The organism is Anabaena sp. CCY 9402-a, from assembly GCF_963920945.1.
GTDB lineage: Bacteria > Cyanobacteriota > Cyanobacteriia > Cyanobacteriales > Nostocaceae > Trichormus > Trichormus minutissimus.
Window position 1 is genome coordinate 1 of record NZ_CAWUDL010000102.1, and the last position, 17,972, is coordinate 17,972.

Sequence of the window (17,972 nt, forward strand, 5' to 3'; positions counted from 1 at the left end):
AATTCTCCGAGAATTTGGTAAAAACTATGTAATTAATTTTGTTTAGCTACTTAACACTCAATCCTGAAGGTTCAAAAAAGCGGGTAATCTTACCTTGACCATCTTGTAATTCAGCAGAACTATCTCCCAGAACAGTTTGACAATTACCTGTGTTGGGACTGACTAATTTAATTTTGTGATTGTAGGTATCTGCTACCCATAAGAAATTATTAGCGTATGTTACTCCTAAGCAGTGCTGTAACCTTACCTCTTCACCTTGTCCATCGATATCGCCAAAACCAAATAAATTTCCACTTCCACAAATAGTCCTGACTAGATATGGTTCTATTAATCAATCCCAAGGAGAATTGAGCGGAGTTTCTAAGCCAGCACCGCCATGAGGATGAATGTTGCGGCTTTGTTCACCAGTCCCGGCGATGGTTTCTACTACTTGGCGTTTGAGGTCAATTTGTCGCAAAGCATGATTTTCGGTGTCAGCAACGTAGAGAATCTGATTGACTGCATCAAAAGCCATTCCTTGGGGGGCAAAAAACTGTGCTGTTGAAAAATTACCATCCGTTAAACCAGGTTTACCTTTACCAATTAGATGAAGAATTTCACCATCTAAAGAACTCATTACAAAACGATGGTGTCCAGAGTCAGCAATAAACAAAGCCTCTGGAGTAGCCAACACTTTACCAGGGAAAGCTAGTGGTGTGATTAACGGTTGTCGCTGTTTTTCTAAAGTTAGGCTGATTTCTTGGAAATTTATTGTGCTTTTCTCTTGATGTTCTCGAATTAATTTTTCAATCAGTTGGTCTAGAACATCACGATTACCTTCACCAGAAACGTGAGCAATTACGTAACCTTCTGGGTCAATGACTATGAAAGTAGGCCAAGCACGCACAGCATACTCTTGCCATACGCGAAAACCTTTGTCCACTAAAACTGGGTGTTCGATGTCGTAGCGCAGGATAGCTTGGCGGATGTTTTCGGTTTCTTGTTCGTTGTCAAATTTGGCGGAGTGAACGCCGATGACTATCAGGCTATTTTTATATTTATGCTCTAAATACTTAATGTCTGGTAGAACATGGAGGCAATTGATACAACAGTATGTCCAAAAATCTAAAATTATGACTCTACCTCTAAGTTCTTGAAGACAGAAGGGTTTATCAGTGTTTAGCCAAGTGTAATTCTGCGGTAGTGCTGGCGATCTGACACGGGGAATCATAAATAATTCAAAATGAGGAAATACAGGGCTATATCTGTTGTGATGAAACTTGAGAAATTAGAGCCAAATGAGTTAATTAACTGGGTAAAACTAGCGAAAACTCAGACGCATCTGGGAAGAGTATGCGATCGCATTCCGCAATTAGCCTTAGCTAATCCCGATTGGTTTGCAGTTCACATCTGCTGTCAATCTGGACAAAGTTACAGCACCGGAGATATGGCTTGTGTATTCCCACTGATGAGTGTGATCAAGCCTTTATCTCTACTGTATCTGTTGGAACACTTTGGTACAGAACAACTGCTGCAATGGGTGGGTGTAGAACCATCGGATGCACCATTCAATTCGTTAGAACAATTAATAGCTGATGGCGGTAGACCCCGCAACCCCATGATTAATAGTGGCGCGATCGCTTTAGCTGATAAGTTACCAGGAAAGACCGCTAGCCAACGCACTCAATCTTTTTGTCAATGGTTAAATCAATTGCCTGGCTGTGACCTCAAGTTAGATGAAGTCATGCTGGCTTCGGTGAGAGCATCTCGATCACCCTCTAATCTGGCGATCGCTAATCATCTGGCTGAAAAAAAATATATCACAAATATTGAATTAACCCTTGACACATACGAGCAAATATGCTGTCTTTCTGGGGAAGTTAAAGATTTAGCTTTACTCGGAAAACTCTTAGCCTGTGAGCATGACCGGATACAGTTACAGCACCGTCAGATGGTGAATGGTGTCATGTTAGCCTGCGGTTTATACGAGGCTTCCCCTTTATTTGCTGTCAAAATTGGTCTACCAATGAAATCGGGGATAGGTGGAGGATTATTAGCAATAGTACCAGGAGAAGGTGCGATCGCTTGTTACAGTCCAACTTTGGATAGTGTAGGTAATCCCGTTGCTGCGATCGCTTTTGTGGAAGTTTTATCGCAAAATTTGGGCTTGAGCATTTTTAGCTAAAAGCTCTGTGTCTTTGTGTTTAAAGAAAATTTTTAACCACAGAGACACGGAGACACAGAGGTCTATTCTGTTGGTGTTTGTAGAGGACGCGATCGCCGTTGGAAATAATCTCCTAAGTTGACTTTTTTAGGTTTTTTGACTGGTTGTTCATCCTTTACCTCTGGTTGGGGTTCTGGGGTCGTGGTGGGCGTTGGTGGCGATTCTTCCAAAACTTGAGGCTGAGGTACTACCGTTGGTTGTGGTTCGAGACTAATTGTTGGTGATGGTGTAGGTGTTATCTCTGGCTGGGGTTCAGGTGTCGGTGACTCAACTACCTCTGGTGGTGTAGGAATTATGGGCGATGGTTGAGGAATTGCTGTTTCAGGTAATTCAGTAGGTTGGGGTGTGGGTGTTATTTCTGGTGATGGTGTTTCTGTAACTTCAGGTGTGGGTTGTTTTTCTTCCTGTGGTTGCGGTTCAAGTGTAGGTTCTGCAACTGGTTGTTTAGCAGCGTAGGTTGGCTCTACAATGCCCCGTACCTGATCAGCTGTTAATTTTCCTCTGGTGATTCTGGCGAGAGTATCTTTACCCTTGGGTTGGTAGTTAACGAGTCTAACTGTGCTGTTAAAAGCATTCTTGACTGGGTTTCCCTGGTTATCGAGGAATTCTAACTTGACCCAGTTGATACCCTGTTTAAAGCCGTTGAGGTAAACTGACTGCCAGCGATCGAATACGAAACTTTCACCGTTAATTGTGCAGCGAATACGCCAATCACTGAGTGTGCCGTTGTCATTGTTGTTGGCGTTCAGGTGTAGAGGTGCGTTAGTCAGGTAAAAGTCTAACAAGATTGGTTCTGCACCATAGTTACCTTGAGGGCGGCTGTAGGTTAACAGGGGTAGAGATGTATCGGGATTGTTGTCGTCTGTTTTCGTAAAGAGATGAAATGTTGTCTGAGCATAAGCACCCTCATTTTTAAAACTCTCATGCCAAGGACGAGAAGCAAAGACGCGCAGGGTATGAGTACCGGGGGATAAATCCGAAAATACTAGAGGCTGTTCTAAGTCGTAAATCGGAATATAAGGTTGATTATCAAGAATTACGTGGAGATGGGGGCCTAGTTCCCATTCTGGGTGCTGAAAAATTGGTATATCCTTAACCTGAAAACGGACGGTGACTTTTTTGTCATTGAGAATTTCATCAGGCTGAGGCGTAACTATTTTGACTTGTGGGCGATAAATTTCTAAAGTTGAGCGCAGTTCTTGAATAACTGTCGGTGGGGATACTTCGGAAAATTGCTGAGAAATTTGAGGCTGGTCTTTATACCTAACAGACACTTCTTGGCTAAAGCTTTTTTCTTGGCAACTAGTCAAGTCAAAGACTAGGACTAGTATAATTAGCCACTTAAAAATAGCCAAACTTCTAGGAAAAAGTTTTTTTAACGCCTGCTGATACCAAAGGTTCATGGCTCTTATCCAGTGATGGTTTGTCACAACTGATAGATTATTTTGACTGAAATTATCGACTGGACAGTATGGACTCAAAAATCAAATCTGCCTACATATCATGAATTTTTATACTTTACATAGTAAGAGTTATTTTATTTACATCATTTATTGATTAAGTATTTGAATACCATATCAAATGTATAGGCAAACAAATATACCAAAAGCTAGATTGCATAGTGGGTAAGGTTTACGGTGTATTAAAAGATAAAATTTATCAATTGTTATGCTTTGTAAATTAAATGGATAAACTATTGACTTTTTGCAAAAGAGTTTGCAGTTAAAAGGTAAGTGAGACAATTATTCTGGCTATTTTGAATTATTGTTAAAATCTCGCCAACAATGTACAAGTTAAGACTTTATAATTCAACAGAAACAAATTTCATTTCCACATAGCGTCTTCGTCGCCCCTCCAGAAAAATTCTGTGGGAAGCGATAGTGGTTCTCTTTGTGGTTTCATGATTCCTCATTCCTTATCTTGAGAGGAGGTCGAATGACGATTAGTCCTCCGGAGCGAGAGGAAAAAAAAGCCAGAGTGATCGTTGACAATGATCCAGTTCCAACCTCATTTGAAAAATGGGCGCAACCTGGACACTTCGACAGATCCCTAGCTAGAGGTCCCAAAACCACCACATGGATTTGGAACCTTCATGCCCTCGCCCACGATTTTGATACACATACAAGCGATTTAGAAGACATATCCCGCAAGATATTTGCTGCTCACTTCGGACACCTGGCCGTTGTGACCATCTGGTTAAGCGGGATGATATTCCACGGCGCGAAGTTTTCTAACTACGAAGCCTGGTTGACTGACCCACTAAATGTGAAGCCCAGCGCACAAGTCGTTTGGCCGATTGTGGGACAAGACATTTTGAATGGTGATGTTGGTGGTGGATTCCACGGTATTCAAATCACCTCCGGCTTGTTCCAAGTATGGCGGGGTTGGGGTATAACTAACTCCTTCCAGCTGTACTGCACCGCCATCGGTGGCTTAGTGCTAGCAGGTTTGTTCTTGTTTGCTGGTTGGTTTCACTACCACAAACGCGCTCCTAAACTGGAATGGTTCCAGAACGTGGAGTCGATGTTGAATCACCACCTGCAAGTTCTGCTAGGCTGCGGCTCATTGGGATGGGCTGGTCACTTGATTCACGTCTCCGCACCAATCAACAAGCTGCTGGATGCAGGCGTACCCCTAAAAGACGTACCCTTGCCCCACGAGTTCATTCTGAACAAAGACTTATTGATTGAGCAATTCCCCGGCTTCGCCAGTGGTTTAACACCTTTCTTCACCTTGAACTGGGGTCAGTACGCTGACATCTTGACCTTCAAGGGTGGTTTAAACCCAGTAACCGGTGGCTTGTGGATGACTGATATCTCCCATCACCACTTAGCGATCGCAGTAGTGTTCATCATTGCTGGACATATGTACCGCACTAACTGGGGTATTGGTCACAGCATCAAAGAGATCCTCGAAAACCACAAAGGCCCCTTCACCGGGGAAGGTCACAAGGGTCTTTATGAGAACATGACTACATCCTGGCACGCGCAATTGGCAACTAACCTAGCTTTCTTAGGTTCTTTGACAATCATCATCGCGCACCATATGTACGCGATGCCCCCATATCCCTACTTGGCAACTGACTACGCAACTCAGTTGTGCTTGTTCACCCACCATATGTGGATCGGCGGATTCTTAATTGTGGGCGGTGCTGCTCACGCTGCCATCTTCATGGTGCGGGATTACGATCCTGTTGTTAACCAAAACAACGTTCTGGATCGGGTGATTCGTCACCGGGATGCCATCATTTCCCACCTGAACTGGGTTTGTATTTTCCTCGGCTTCCACAGCTTTGGACTGTACATCCACAACGACACGATGCGTGCCTTGGGTCGTCCTCAAGACATGTTCTCCGACACAGCAATTCAGCTGCAACCAGTATTTGCTCAGTGGGTGCAAAACCTGCACACCTTAGCTCCTGGTGGTACAGCTCCCAATGCCTTAGAGCCAGTTAGCTATGCTTTTGGCGGCGGTATCTTGGCTGTAGGTGGCAAAGTCGCAATGATGCCCATCGCTTTGGGTACTGCTGACTTCCTCGTTCACCACATCCATGCCTTCACCATCCACGTAACTGTTCTGATTCTGCTGAAGGGCGTACTATTCGCTCGCAGCTCTCGCTTGATTCCTGATAAGGCCAACTTAGGCTTCCGCTTCCCTTGCGACGGTCCAGGCCGTGGCGGCACTTGCCAAGTTTCCGGTTGGGATCATGTGTTCCTCGGATTGTTCTGGATGTACAACTCCTTGTCAATTGTGATTTTCCACTTCAGTTGGAAAATGCAATCTGATGTTTGGGGGACAGTAGACGCAGCTGGTAATGTGTCTCATATTACTGGTGGTAACTTTGCCCAAAGTGCCATCACTATCAACGGCTGGTTGCGTGACTTCTTGTGGGCGCAAGCTTCACAAGTAATCAACTCCTACGGAAGTGCGCTGTCTGCTTATGGACTAATGTTCCTAGGCGCTCACTTTGTTTGGGCATTCAGCTTAATGTTCCTGTTCAGTGGTCGTGGCTACTGGCAAGAACTAATTGAGTCTATCGTTTGGGCTCATAATAAACTGAAGGTAGCACCAGCAATCCAACCCCGCGCTCTGAGCATCACTCAAGGCCGTGCAGTTGGTGTAGCTCACTACCTCCTAGGAGGAATTGCTACCACTTGGGCATTCTTCCACGCACATATTCTTTCAGTAGGATAGCAATCAGTTAATGGAGTGCTGAGTGCTGAGTAGTGAGTGGTGAGTGTAAACTCAAAACTTAGAACTCAAAGCTCAGAACTCCAGAAGCTGAAACCTGATGGCTAAAGGTCAGAGGAAATATCACACCTATGGCAACAAAATTTCCAAAATTTAGCCAGGATCTCGCACAGGACCCGACCACTCGTCGGATATGGTATGCGATCGCTACAGGCAACGACTTTGAAAGTCACGATGGCATGACTGAAGAAAATCTTTACCAAAAGATTTTCGCTACCCACTTCGGTCATCTGGCAATTATCTTCCTGTGGGCATCCAGCCTCCTGTTCCACGTAGCCTGGCAAGGTAACTTTGAACAGTGGATCAAAGATCCTCTACACGTCCGCCCCATCGCCCATGCGATTTGGGACCCCCACTTCGGTAAACCCGCTATTGAAGCTTTTACCCAAGCTGGTGCTAGTAATCCTGTAAACATTGCTTACTCTGGTGTTTACCACTGGTGGTACACCATCGGTATGCGGACAAACAGCGAACTGTACGTTGGTTCAGTCGGTCTGTTATTATTCGCAGCCCTGTGTTTATTTGCTGGTTGGTTGCACTTGCAACCCAAGTTCCGTCCTAGCCTCGCTTGGTTCAAGAGTGCTGAATCTCGCCTAAACCACCACCTAGCAGGTTTGTTTGGCGTTAGCTCTCTGGCTTGGGCTGGTCACTTGATTCACGTTGCTATCCCCGAATCTCGCGGACAGCACGTAGGTTGGGATAACTTCTTAAGCACTGCTCCCCACCCAGCAGGTTTGACACCCTTCTTTACAGGTAACTGGAGCGTTTACGCCCAAAACCCAGATACAGCTGGTCATGTATTTAGTACATCTACTGGTTCTGGTACAGCGATTCTGACATTCTTAGGTGGTTTCCATCCTCAGACAGAATCACTGTGGTTGACCGACATGGCTCACCACCACTTGGCGATCGCTGTACTATTTATCGTTGCTGGTCACATGTATCGTACCAACTTCGGTATTGGTCACAGCATCAAAGAAATGATGAATGCCAAAACTTTCTTTGGCAAAACTGTTGAAGGCCCTTTCAATATGCCCCACCAAGGCATTTATGAGACCTACAACAACTCTCTGCACTTCCAATTAGGTTGGCACTTAGCTTGTTTGGGTGTTGTTACCTCCTTGGTCGCACAGCATATGTACTCTCTGCCTGCCTACGCATTCATTGCGAAGGACTACACCACCCAGGCAGCTCTCTACACCCACCACCAGTACATTGCTATCTTCCTGATGGTTGGTGCTTTCGCTCACGGTGCTATTTTCTTAGTCCGTGACTACGATCCTGAACAAAACAAAGGCAACGTCCTAGAACGTGTGCTACAGCACAAAGAAGCGATCATCTCCCACTTAAGCTGGGTATCTCTCTTCTTAGGCTTCCACACCCTAGGTTTGTATGTTCACAACGACGTAGTAGTCGCTTTCGGTACTCCTGAAAAGCAAATCTTGATTGAGCCAGTATTCGCTCAGTTCATTCAAGCTGCTCACGGTAAGGTACTCTACGGCTTAGACACATTGTTGTCTAACCCCGATAGCGTTGCCTACACAGCCTACCCCAACTACGGCAACGTTTGGTTGAGTGGCTGGTTAGATGCCATTAACTCTGGTACTAACTCCCTATTCTTAACAATCGGCCCTGGCGACTTCTTGGTACACCATGCGATCGCCTTAGGCCTGCACACCACCACCCTCATCCTAGTCAAAGGTGCTTTGGATGCTCGTGGTTCTAAGCTGATGCCCGATAAAAAGGACTTCGGCTATGCCTTCCCTTGCGACGGTCCTGGTCGTGGCGGTACTTGCGATATCTCAGCTTGGGATTCCTTCTACCTGTCTCTGTTCTGGGCATTAAATACAATAGGTTGGGTAACCTTCTATTGGCACTGGAAGCATTTAGGTATTTGGCAAGGTAACGTTGCTCAGTTCAACGAAAACTCTACATACCTAATGGGATGGTTCCGTGATTACCTCTGGGCTAACTCTGCTCAGTTGATCAACGGTTACAACCCCTACGGCGTGAACAACCTGTCTGTCTGGGCTTGGATGTTCCTCTTCGGACACCTAGTTTGGGCTACTGGCTTCATGTTCCTCATCTCCTGGAGAGGTTACTGGCAAGAGTTGATCGAAACCCTAGTTTGGGCGCACGAACGTACTCCTATCGCTAACCTCGTTCGCTGGAAAGACAAGCCCGTTGCTCTCTCCATCGTTCAAGCTCGTGTAGTTGGTCTAGCTCACTTCACTGTTGGCTACGTCGTCACCTATGCTGCTTTCCTCATCGCCTCCACTGCTGGTAAGTTCGGTTAACTTGGCTGCTAGTTTTGTAGGTAAGTAATAAAATCCCCCACCTTACGGCGGGGGATTTTTTATTGAGTTATTCAGGAGTAGGGGAGCAGACCCCATACATGATATTTTTGTATTTGGAAGTCCCTTATGCTCGTTTTTGACTGCGGCGGGAAATTATTTTAGCCGGCTCAACTTCCACTACAGCTTCTGATAATGGTAGGGTACGCAAGCAGTTATTAAAAACATTAGCTTGATAAATTAAATTATTTGTGATATCAAATCCAGTCAACCAACCGCTACGAGGGTGGTAAGCACCAGTATCTATATCTAACCATCCCCTGCCTTGAGCTAATTGTCCAGGATTTACACCAGGGAACGTGAAGGTAATGGTATGACCAATAACAATCAGCTTATCAGCAAAGTAAGGCTGTTCTATGCTGTGGAATTCTCCTCTAATCCAGCAAAATTGCTCGGCGGTTTGTTCTCTAAGTGTTTTTTTAGGGTCAACCCCAGCATGAGTTAGCCATATATCCCCTAAGTCGATATAGGTGGGTAAACTCTTGAACCAATCTAAATGTTCTGGGGAAATAGTTGTATCTGGATAGCTGGCTATAGTTGCTTGTCCACCACTATGTAACCATGCTTGCATTAAGGCTACAGGGACATTTTCAGTAGTGAGGATATTTAATAACATCTGCTCGTGGTTGCCTAGTAGACATTGGTAATTGTTTTGTCTAACTAAATCAACTACCTGAGAACTCTGGGGGCCACGATCAATTAAGTCTCCCAAAAAATATACTTGGTCATCCGAAGCAGGAGCGATCGCTTCTAATAATCTCATTAATCCTTCATAGTAGCCATGCACATCCCCAATAACTATTCGACGTTGACTAATTTCGCTCATCGGATCTTCGCTGCCATAAATTAGCTGAATACTTTGGTTACAGTTTAAGCGGTCATATTTCCGCAATTAAAGGTAATAATTACTTGACAAATATAAATTTATTGTATTTTTTATTTCGTAAATTAGCTTGCTTATCTTGAAAATAGGGCTGAGTTCTCTTCGCGGTAGTGAGACATTTATTACTCACTTAGCACTTTAGCTGTACAACTTTGCCTCACCTTATCCTAGAATCTATGAAGTTGTTTTATTTTTAACTCTTTAATTTCACTATGTCAGATCAATTTTCTCCTGAAATTAGTTCGCGTATCTGCAACCACATGAACGAGGATCATGCTAACGCTGTGCTGCTTTACGCACAATTCTTTGGCGGAGTCTCCCAAGCAACCGCAGCGCAAATGCTAGCAATTGATGCCCAAGGTATGGACTTAACCGCACAAACCAATGGTGAAAGTCTCCCTGTTCGCATCCAGTTTGATCATGTTTTAGCAGATTCAGAAGATGCTCATCATACTTTGATTGCAATGGTGAAGCAAGCACGGGTTGAGGCGAAGGGTTAGGGACTTGGGAATGGGGATTGGGGAATTTTCTGGTCTAAATGCGCGAATGGGTGGGTGTTCTAAATCAGGTTTTCGCAACTAAGGCTGAAAGCCCATCTGTGTAATACTTTTGATAAATTTATTGGCAAAAATAGCCGCGCACTTTATGCAGTAAGGGTTTTAGACATTTGCATACTACTCAATCACAATTTTCTATGCTACGATTACTTCATCCGCGCAACCGAACCTTGAAAACTAAATACAGACCGTGCTTCAGGTCGTCGCTATTGCAATTTCACTAACTCCCTATTAGGGATTGAAACTTAGACACTCTAGACTTTGACAACTATAAGCCCGGAAATTGCAATTTCACTAACTCCCTATTAGGGATTGAAACACGCGATCGCACTCTGAACTCTGTCAATTTTGATTGCAATTTCACTAACTCCCTATTAGGGATTGAAACGCTCATTTGTAATTAGTTGGTTAAAGAAGCTTGTCATTGCAATTTCACTAACTCCCTATTAGGGATTGAAACTTCTGACTATCACGCGCATAGATTAGCTACTGGCAATTGCAATTTCACTAACTCCCTATTAGGGATTGAAACTTATCTATCTTGCTCATCAAAAAGGCGTTGTTATGATTGCAATTTCACTAACTCCCTATTAGGGATTGAAACGTTACCGTATGAAAAGTACCTAGGATTGCATAGAATTGCAATTTCACTAACTCCCTATTAGGGATTGAAACGGGATAAACTACAAAAGTTCGATCATCTCCGCGCCATTGCAATTTCACTAACTCCCTATTAGGGATTGAAACCCCTTAGTAAACTATTCCATTCCCAATTTAGAAGATTGCAATTTCACTAACTCCCTATTAGGGATTGAAACAAACGCCATACCACGTGCTGTGTTTGCATTAGCTACTATTGCAATTTCACTAACTCCCTATTAGGGATTGAAACAGCAGAAGAATATCAAAATTTGCACTACCGACAAAAATTGCAATTTCACTAACTCCCTATTAGGGATTGAAACAAAACCCATTTGAATATTCACTTGCTGCATTTGGATATATTGCAATTTCACTAACTCCCTATTAGGGATTGAAACAGAAAATTTGTGGTTGAGTATCGATCAGAAATAGCTATTGCAATTTCACTAACTCCCTATTAGGGATTGAAACCCTCTGGATCAACTTGTAGGGCAGCCACGGATGGTATATTGCAATTTCACTAACTCCCTATTAGGGATTGAAACGCTAATTGCTGGATTTGATGAGCCACGCATAGATACATTGCAATTGCAATTTCACTAACTCCCTATTAGGGATTGAAACCGCTTGCTCTTTGAGTCTATTTTCTCTCGCTTGCATTGCAATTTCACTAACTCCCTATTAGGGATTGAAACTTGAAGTAGAGACATTGTATCTTTTGTAGTAGACAATTGCAATTTCACTAACTCCCTATTAGGGATTGAAACGATGAGTACACAGATAGGAACTGTGGTATTGACATTGCAATTTCACTAACTCCCTATTAGGGATTGAAACAATGTTTAAAGTAATCAGCCACACAGTAATCAAAGATTGCAATTTCACTAACTCCCTATTAGGGATTGAAACAAAAGCCGGCGGTAAAAAGCGGTTTATGCTCGATATTGCAATTTCACTAACTCCCTATTAGGGATTGAAACCAGTCATCATCCTTTCTGTATGGACGAAAAAAGATTGCAATTTCACTAACTCCCTATTAGGGATTGAAACATCATCATCTTTGTAGAGGCGGACAAAGGCGAAATTGCAATTTCACTAACTCCCTATTAGGGATTGAAACGTAGATATGGGCTTATGACTCGTAGCGGGAAGCCGGACTACATTGCAATTTCACTAACTCCCTATTAGGGATTGAAACAAGTCCTTGACTTCTTGGCGGAAGAACTCATTAAATTGCAATTTCACTAACTCCCTATTAGGGATTGAAACTCGTTTGAAAAAGCTTGTGACATTGGCTCTGCTTTAATTGCAATTTCACTAACTCCCTATTAGGGATTGAAACATAGGTGTGCCAACTAAAGGACTTCCAGAAGTTAAGAATTGCAATTTCACTAACTCCCTATTAGGGATTGAAACAAACCCAAAGACGAGCCAGAGTTCCATGAGTTTGATTGCAATTTCACTAACTCCCTATTAGGGATTGAAACAGCGAAATGCTGATACATGATGCAGCCGAAACGCATTGCAATTTCACTAACTCCCTATTAGGGATTGAAACAATTTGGGCTGGACGTGGATCACCGCCATCAATCCATTGCAATTTCACTAACTCCCTATTAGGGATTGAAACCTAATACATCAGGATCTTCAGCATTAGATAACATTGCAATTTCACTAACTCCCTATTAGGGATTGAAACCCCCAATCATTCTTACAAGTTCGCAGGATATCGCGAACATAATTGCAATTTCACTAACTCCCTATTAGGGATTGAAACGCAAAATACCCCTGCCCAATAGTCATAGGGGTAGGATTGCAATTTCACTAACTCCCTATTAGGGATTGAAACCAGCACATTCGGATGCTTGAGGATTTGCAGCACAAATTGCAATTTCACTAACTCCCTATTAGGGATTGAAACAACAGAAATCAATTACCTTGATAGGAGTAAATGTACTATAGCATTGCAATTTCACTAACTCCCTATTAGGGATTGAAACATTCCATCTTTGCGCCGGAGCGTCCTGCACTGCAATTGCAATTTCACTAACTCCCTATTAGGGATTGAAACATAATCCACATTGTACGGTGGATCAGTAATGCAAATTGCAATTTCACTAACTCCCTATTAGGGATTGAAACAGCACAAATATTGACTAAAGTTCAGGGCGATCGCTCATTGCAATTTCACTAACTCCCTATTAGGGATTGAAACAGTTAAAAAAATCTAGAAACAATACTTCTAGATTAATTGCAATTTCACTAACTCCCTATTAGGGATTGAAACTCTCTATTTTTAAAGATTCTGATAATTTCTCATTATCATTAATTGCAATTTCACTAACTCCCTATTAGGGATTGAAACAAGATTTCCATCGGCATCCACCACAAAATATGAGTATTGCAATTTCACTAACTCCCTATTAGGGATTGAAACTTCTGTGGTGTTGGAGGGGAAACTAACGATTAGCTATTGCAATTTCACTAACTCCCTATTAGGGATTGAAACAGTGCTAACTCAGTAATAGCACCTAACAATTCAAGTGCAATTGCAATTTCACTAACTCCCTATTAGGGATTGAAACACAAGACTTTTTACGTAGTCTATCTCATCAAAGTATTGCAATTTCACTAACTCCCTATTAGGGATTGAAACAGTGGGTTTTACCTAATGTGGAGTTCAGCAAGGTTCTCGTGATTGCAATTTCACTAACTCCCTATTAGGGATTGAAACTTGGGAGTTTACAGAGTAATAAAGGACACAATCATTACACAATTGCAATTTCACTAACTCCCTATTAGGGATTGAAACATAAAAAGGTCTAACTAAATCTGTTAACGAAAATTGCAATTTCACTAACTCCCTATTAGGGATTGAAACATTTAAATTACACTGATAGTCTAAGTATTGGTTATATTGCAATTTCACTAACTCCCTATTAGGGATTGAAACCAGAAATGTTAATACCGGAAGCTTTCAAAGCATTGCAATTTCACTAACTCCCTATTAGGGATTGAAACCTCAGACTTTAAACCCATAGCTTGTGGTGTATCCGATTGCAATTTCACTAACTCCCTATTAGGGATTGAAACGTGTTATCTGAATACTATCTGATTAACGTAGTTTTTCTTATGATTGCAATTTCACTAACTCCCTATTAGGGATTGAAACAAAAATATCATCTTCTTCATTTACTACTAGATTAATTGCAATTTCACTAACTCCCTATTAGGGATTGAAACCAACCAACAATGCAATTAATTCTGAATAATTAAATTGCAATTTCACTAACTCCCTATTAGGGATTGAAACGTATATCGAATTAAAATCCGGGAAAACATTTCAGTATGAAATTGCAATTTCACTAACTCCCTATTAGGGATTGAAACCATATACTAATGGCTTCGGTACGGGCTTCGGTATAGATTGCAATTTCACTAACTCCCTATTAGGGATTGAAACGAAGGACGCGATCGCCCATCTTGTAAAATTGATTGCAATTTCATCTAATCTTTATTAGGGATAGAAACTTCGGCTTGTAACAACCAAAAACCACTGTAGGTCATCCCAGAATCATCAGGTTGGACTATTAAAAAATGCAAGCCTCGGCTGTGCTGTTTGCGCTGTTCATAAACTTTTGCCGCCGCCGCTACTTCTGGATCATCAAAAGTAACCAAAATCCATCTATCTACTAAACCAGCTTCTAAAACTAAACCATCTGGCGCACCGGCAATATAGTTGAGTGATACAGGATGGGCTGATTGTATCCATTGTGCCAGACGAAGCGATCGCCTGCCGCCAAAAATTACCACACCAGGAACGGCTACAGTTGATGCTAAACCCAGATTAATCGGTTGCAGAGATTCTGGTACAGATAAAATCGGTATGGGGCGATCGCTAAATAAATCGACAAGATCACCAGCCGGAATTGTCGCAAACCGCCACTCTTCCCCCCAGAGGTTTTCCGGTAATGGAACAGGGGGTGGCTTATCTATAGCTAGGGGATATTGCTTTTCTTGCAACCATTGTTTCAAAGCCAAGGTTTGGCGGTGAGGCTTGACATTGATCCCTAAATTCCGCCCAGCCACCTCAATTAAACTCAAAGACTGGGGACGAAACACCTGGATAACATCTGGTAATTTTTCTCCAGCCGCTTCCTCAATTTGGGCAGTTAACCAACTGGCGTTAGCTTCTGACTGGGGACAAGTAGCTGTATACTCAAAACTGCGAGTTGCATCACAAATCAACAACTCCCATAAAGTATGCCCTGCGGTATCTTTGTGAGGACTACGATAAAAATCAGCTTGCCAAACCAGACTCATGATTTGCTCTTTTCCTTAATCTGGAATTAAACCAAAAGCGATCGCATGATGGCGAATATGATCCTCTACAAAACTAGCAATGAAATAATAACTGTGGTCATAGCCTGCTTGATACCGTAAGTTTAGAGGCTGGTTAACACTTTTACAAGCCTGTGCAAATACTTCTGTGAGCAATTGCCCCGTGAGAAATTGATCAGCAGTACCTTGATCAATCAAAATTGAACTGTGATAACCAACTTGCTGCACCAATTCACTAGCATCATAAGCACGCCAACTGTCTTGATTACTACCTAGATAACCATTAAAAGCTTTCTGTCCCCAAGGACAACCCATAGGTGCAACAATCGGTGCAAAGGCTGATACAGATTTATATAAATTGGGATTTCGCATAGCACATACTAACGCCCCATGTCCCCCCATTGAATGACCGAAAATTCCCTGATTCTCCGCTTGTACGGGGAAATTAGCCGCAATGACAACAGGTAATTCTTCCACAACGTAACTATACATTTGATAGTGGGATTTCCACGGTGCTGCCGTCGCATCAACATAAAAACCCGCACCTGTACCAAAATCCCAGTCGTCACCCTCACCCCTGATACCAGTGTTACGGGGGCTGGTATCAGGTGTAACCAACATCAACCCGTACTCAGCCGCATAGCGTTGCGCCCCAGACTTAACCATGAAATTTTCTTCAGTGCAAGTCAAACCAGAGAGAAAGTAGAGAACTGGTACTGGTTTTTGGTTAACTTGCGGTGGCTGATAGACAGCAAAACGCATTTCGCTATTACAGGCTGAAGATTTATGAGAGTAAAAACCGAGTTTGCCCTCAAAATTTTTATACTCAGAGATGAGATGAAGATTATTCATGGATTAGGTACTAAAAATTAAATTTTATTAGCACCTACGGAAATCTCTGTTACTTCATCTGTGATTCCTACTTCTTCCCCAGATAAAGATTCATCTGATGGAGGTAAGACAATACTGATATCAGCACCGTTGATAATCACTCCTACCAGACCCAGTTCAGCTTCTAATAATTGATCAATAGCCTCACCTAACATATTTTCTTGGGTATAGTTTGGTCTTGCTACCAATACTATGCCATCACTGTAGGGTTGGATTAATAGAGGATCATTGGATAAGCTGAGGGGATTAGTATCGAGAATTACGAGATCATAACGTTCCCTGACATCTTCCATCAGTCGCCGCATTTCGCTTGATTCTAAAACAGCAGCAGATTGGCGCACAGGGCCAGGGCTGGGAATAATGTATAGATTCTCAACTTCAGGGACTAAGCGGATACATTCGCTCAGGCTGCCGTAATAACGCAGGGGTTCTAGGGTAGCATCAGGGTCTGGGTTGACTTTCAAGGATAAACAGCGTGAAGGCGATCGCAAATCGGTTTCAATGATCAAAGTTCTTTTGCCAGCACGCGCCGCCGCTACACCCAAGTTGTAAGCACTGGTGGTTTTACCTTCCTGACTACTTGTACTCGTAATTAATACTACCTTTAAGTCTCTGCCTCCAAAGCGGCGCAAGTTACTGCGGAACTTTTCATAAAACTCTAAATAAAGGGACTCAGAAGATAAAACCACAGGTATTCCTTCTGGTGGCAAATCATCCACAGGCATCAACGGTAATTCTCCCAGCATGGCTACTTCGCGCTGTTTGAGACTGTCGCGGATATCCTCTCTGGTTCTGAAAGTACCTTCTAGAGAACCCAATAAGAAGATTACCCCACCACCCACCAAAAATCCTAAGAACCCACCCACACCCAAAGTTAAGGGTATACTCTTGGGTTTTTTGGCATCAGCTGTAATAGAAGGAAGTCTGGCAACACTAAAACTACTGACTGTTTCTGCCTCAGCAGTTTTGGCATCAGTTAGCTTGGCCTGCATTTGGTCAAAAACTGCTTTTTTGAGTCCCACTTCCTGTTCTAAGCGCGATCGCTCTAGTTGTTTATTAGGGATTTGGGAATACTCTTGACGCAGTTGCAGTTCTTCACGCCTTTGCTGTAATAACTGTTGTTCCAGGGTTTCGCGTTGGGTTTGTAAAGCTACCATCTGGTTTGCTAGCTGTTGTCTTGCCGGATCGAGGTTGCTTTGGGCGCGAATACCCGTCACACTCCCCGCCAGAGGTGCTGCTGTACCATCACCACCTATCACCTCTGCGGCTCGTTGTTGCAGCAATTCTTCTGTGGCTTGTTTTTGACGCTGCAACTGAATCATGGTGGGATGTTCTGGTCGCAGATCCTTCCTCAACAAAGCTATCTGTGATTCAGTTTGGTAAAGTTGTGTTCGCAAATTGCCCAGAATTGGATCGGCACTTAAGGCAGAGGAAACGTAAGCTTGTCCGACATTTAAACCTAACTTATCTTGTAAACTGCGAATTTGGGCATCAATCCCCGCAACAGTTTGTTGAATTAAACGCTGTTGATTTTGGCTATTGGTGACAGCACTCAGCAGACTACCGTTTTCAGCTGCCAATATAGCAGGACGCTCCCGGCGATCGTAAATCTCTAGCCTCTGTTCAGCTGCTTGCAGTTCTGACTGAGCCTGCGGTATGCGTTCATTAATTTTTTCAATAATTGCTCTTAAACGCCCCGTATTAATATCGCTACTCAACTTGACCATCGCTTGCATCAATTCTACCAAGACTTCCTGGGCGCGTTTGGGGTTGCTGTCTCGATACTTGAGTTCAATAGACTTGTCTATAAAAGATAAAAAGCTTACTGTGAAGGGATTATAGGAGATATA

The 17,972-nt window shown here is 43.0% G+C and carries 8 protein-coding genes, 2 pseudogenes and 1 CRISPR repeat array; of the genes and pseudogenes, 4 read left to right on the forward strand and 6 right to left on the reverse strand.

Going from position 1 to position 17,972, the window contains the following annotated elements; genetic code table 11:
* Nucleotides 1–52 precede the first annotated feature (52 nt).
* Nucleotides 53–1,210: pseudogene (locus tag ACM0OR_RS25380) on the reverse strand (thioredoxin-like domain-containing protein); the annotation flags it as partial.
* 12 nt (nt 1,211–1,222) lie between these two features.
* Between ACM0OR_RS25380 and ACM0OR_RS25385 the strand changes: the two are divergent.
* The gene (locus ACM0OR_RS25385) at nt 1,223–2,164 is read left to right on the forward strand and encodes a glutaminase (RefSeq protein ID WP_414579235.1); all 942 of its coding nucleotides are present in this window, start codon (nt 1,223–1,225) and stop codon (nt 2,162–2,164) included.
* Between the two features lie 62 nt (nt 2,165–2,226).
* On the opposite strand, the gene ACM0OR_RS25390 is transcribed toward ACM0OR_RS25385, so the two are convergent.
* On the reverse strand, nt 2,227–3,606 hold the full coding sequence (locus ACM0OR_RS25390) for a hypothetical protein (RefSeq protein WP_414579236.1): 1,380 nt from the start codon (nt 3,604–3,606) through the stop codon (nt 2,227–2,229).
* 532 nt (nt 3,607–4,138) lie between these two features.
* Here ACM0OR_RS25390 and psaA point away from each other — a divergent pair.
* Together psaA and psaB are read left to right on the forward strand one after the other, a co-directional pair.
* The gene (psaA, locus tag ACM0OR_RS25395; protein ID WP_190710000.1) at nt 4,139–6,397 is read left to right on the forward strand and encodes a photosystem I core protein PsaA; all 2,259 of its coding nucleotides are present in this window, start codon (nt 4,139–4,141) and stop codon (nt 6,395–6,397) included.
* Nucleotides 6,398–6,525: 128 nt separating this feature from the next.
* A complete protein-coding gene (psaB, locus tag ACM0OR_RS25400) occupies nt 6,526–8,751 on the forward strand; it encodes a photosystem I core protein PsaB (protein ID WP_414579237.1) in 2,226 nt (741 codons plus the stop codon).
* A gap of 124 nt (nt 8,752–8,875) precedes the next feature.
* Here psaB and ACM0OR_RS25405 read toward each other — a convergent pair whose 3' ends face one another.
* The gene (locus ACM0OR_RS25405; protein ID WP_414579238.1) at nt 8,876–9,634 is read right to left on the reverse strand and encodes a metallophosphoesterase family protein; all 759 of its coding nucleotides are present in this window, start codon (nt 9,632–9,634) and stop codon (nt 8,876–8,878) included.
* Between the two features lie 269 nt (nt 9,635–9,903).
* Between ACM0OR_RS25405 and ACM0OR_RS25410 the strand changes: the two genes are divergently transcribed.
* Nucleotides 9,904–10,191: a DUF2470 domain-containing protein gene (locus ACM0OR_RS25410; protein WP_190710007.1), complete on the forward strand. Its 288-nt coding sequence runs from the start codon at nt 9,904–9,906 to the stop codon at nt 10,189–10,191.
* 265 nt (nt 10,192–10,456) lie between these two features.
* Nucleotides 10,457–14,421: direct repeats of the CRISPR family, unit length 37 nt; unit sequence ATTGCAATTTCACTAACTCCCTATTAGGGATTGAAAC.
* Here the strand turns inward: ACM0OR_RS25410 and ACM0OR_RS25415 are convergent.
* The 3 genes and pseudogenes from ACM0OR_RS25415 to ACM0OR_RS25425 form a co-directional block, all read right to left on the reverse strand.
* Nucleotides 14,422–15,213 (reverse strand): annotated as a pseudogene (locus ACM0OR_RS25415) (Tab2/Atab2 family RNA-binding protein); the annotation flags it as partial.
* 15 nt (nt 15,214–15,228) lie between these two features.
* Complete coding sequence (gene fghA, locus ACM0OR_RS25420) at nt 15,229–16,083, reverse strand: S-formylglutathione hydrolase (RefSeq protein WP_414579239.1); 855 nt, start codon at nt 16,081–16,083, stop codon at nt 15,229–15,231.
* Nucleotides 16,084–16,100: 17 nt separating this feature from the next.
* Nucleotides 16,101–17,972 (reverse strand): GumC family protein (locus ACM0OR_RS25425; RefSeq protein ID WP_414579240.1); only part of this gene is annotated, 1,872 nt, incomplete at its 5' end.

Excerpts from the sequence above, each read along its gene's own strand:
- fghA (WP_414579239.1), bottom strand. The coding sequence starts at position 16,083 with ATGAATAATCTTCATCTCATCTCTGAGTATAAAAATTTTGAGGGCAAA.
- ACM0OR_RS25405 (WP_414579238.1), bottom strand. The coding sequence starts at position 9,634 with ATGAGCGAAATTAGTCAACGTCGAATAGTTATTGGGGATGTGCATGGC.
- psaB (WP_414579237.1), top strand. The coding sequence starts at position 6,526 with ATGGCAACAAAATTTCCAAAATTTAGCCAGGATCTCGCACAGGACCCG.
- psaA (WP_190710000.1), top strand. The coding sequence starts at position 4,139 with ATGACGATTAGTCCTCCGGAGCGAGAGGAAAAAAAAGCCAGAGTGATC.
- ACM0OR_RS25385 (WP_414579235.1), top strand. The coding sequence starts at position 1,223 with ATGAGGAAATACAGGGCTATATCTGTTGTGATGAAACTTGAGAAATTA.
- ACM0OR_RS25390 (WP_414579236.1), bottom strand. The coding sequence starts at position 3,606 with ATGAACCTTTGGTATCAGCAGGCGTTAAAAAAACTTTTTCCTAGAAGT.
- ACM0OR_RS25410 (WP_190710007.1), top strand. The coding sequence starts at position 9,904 with ATGTCAGATCAATTTTCTCCTGAAATTAGTTCGCGTATCTGCAACCAC.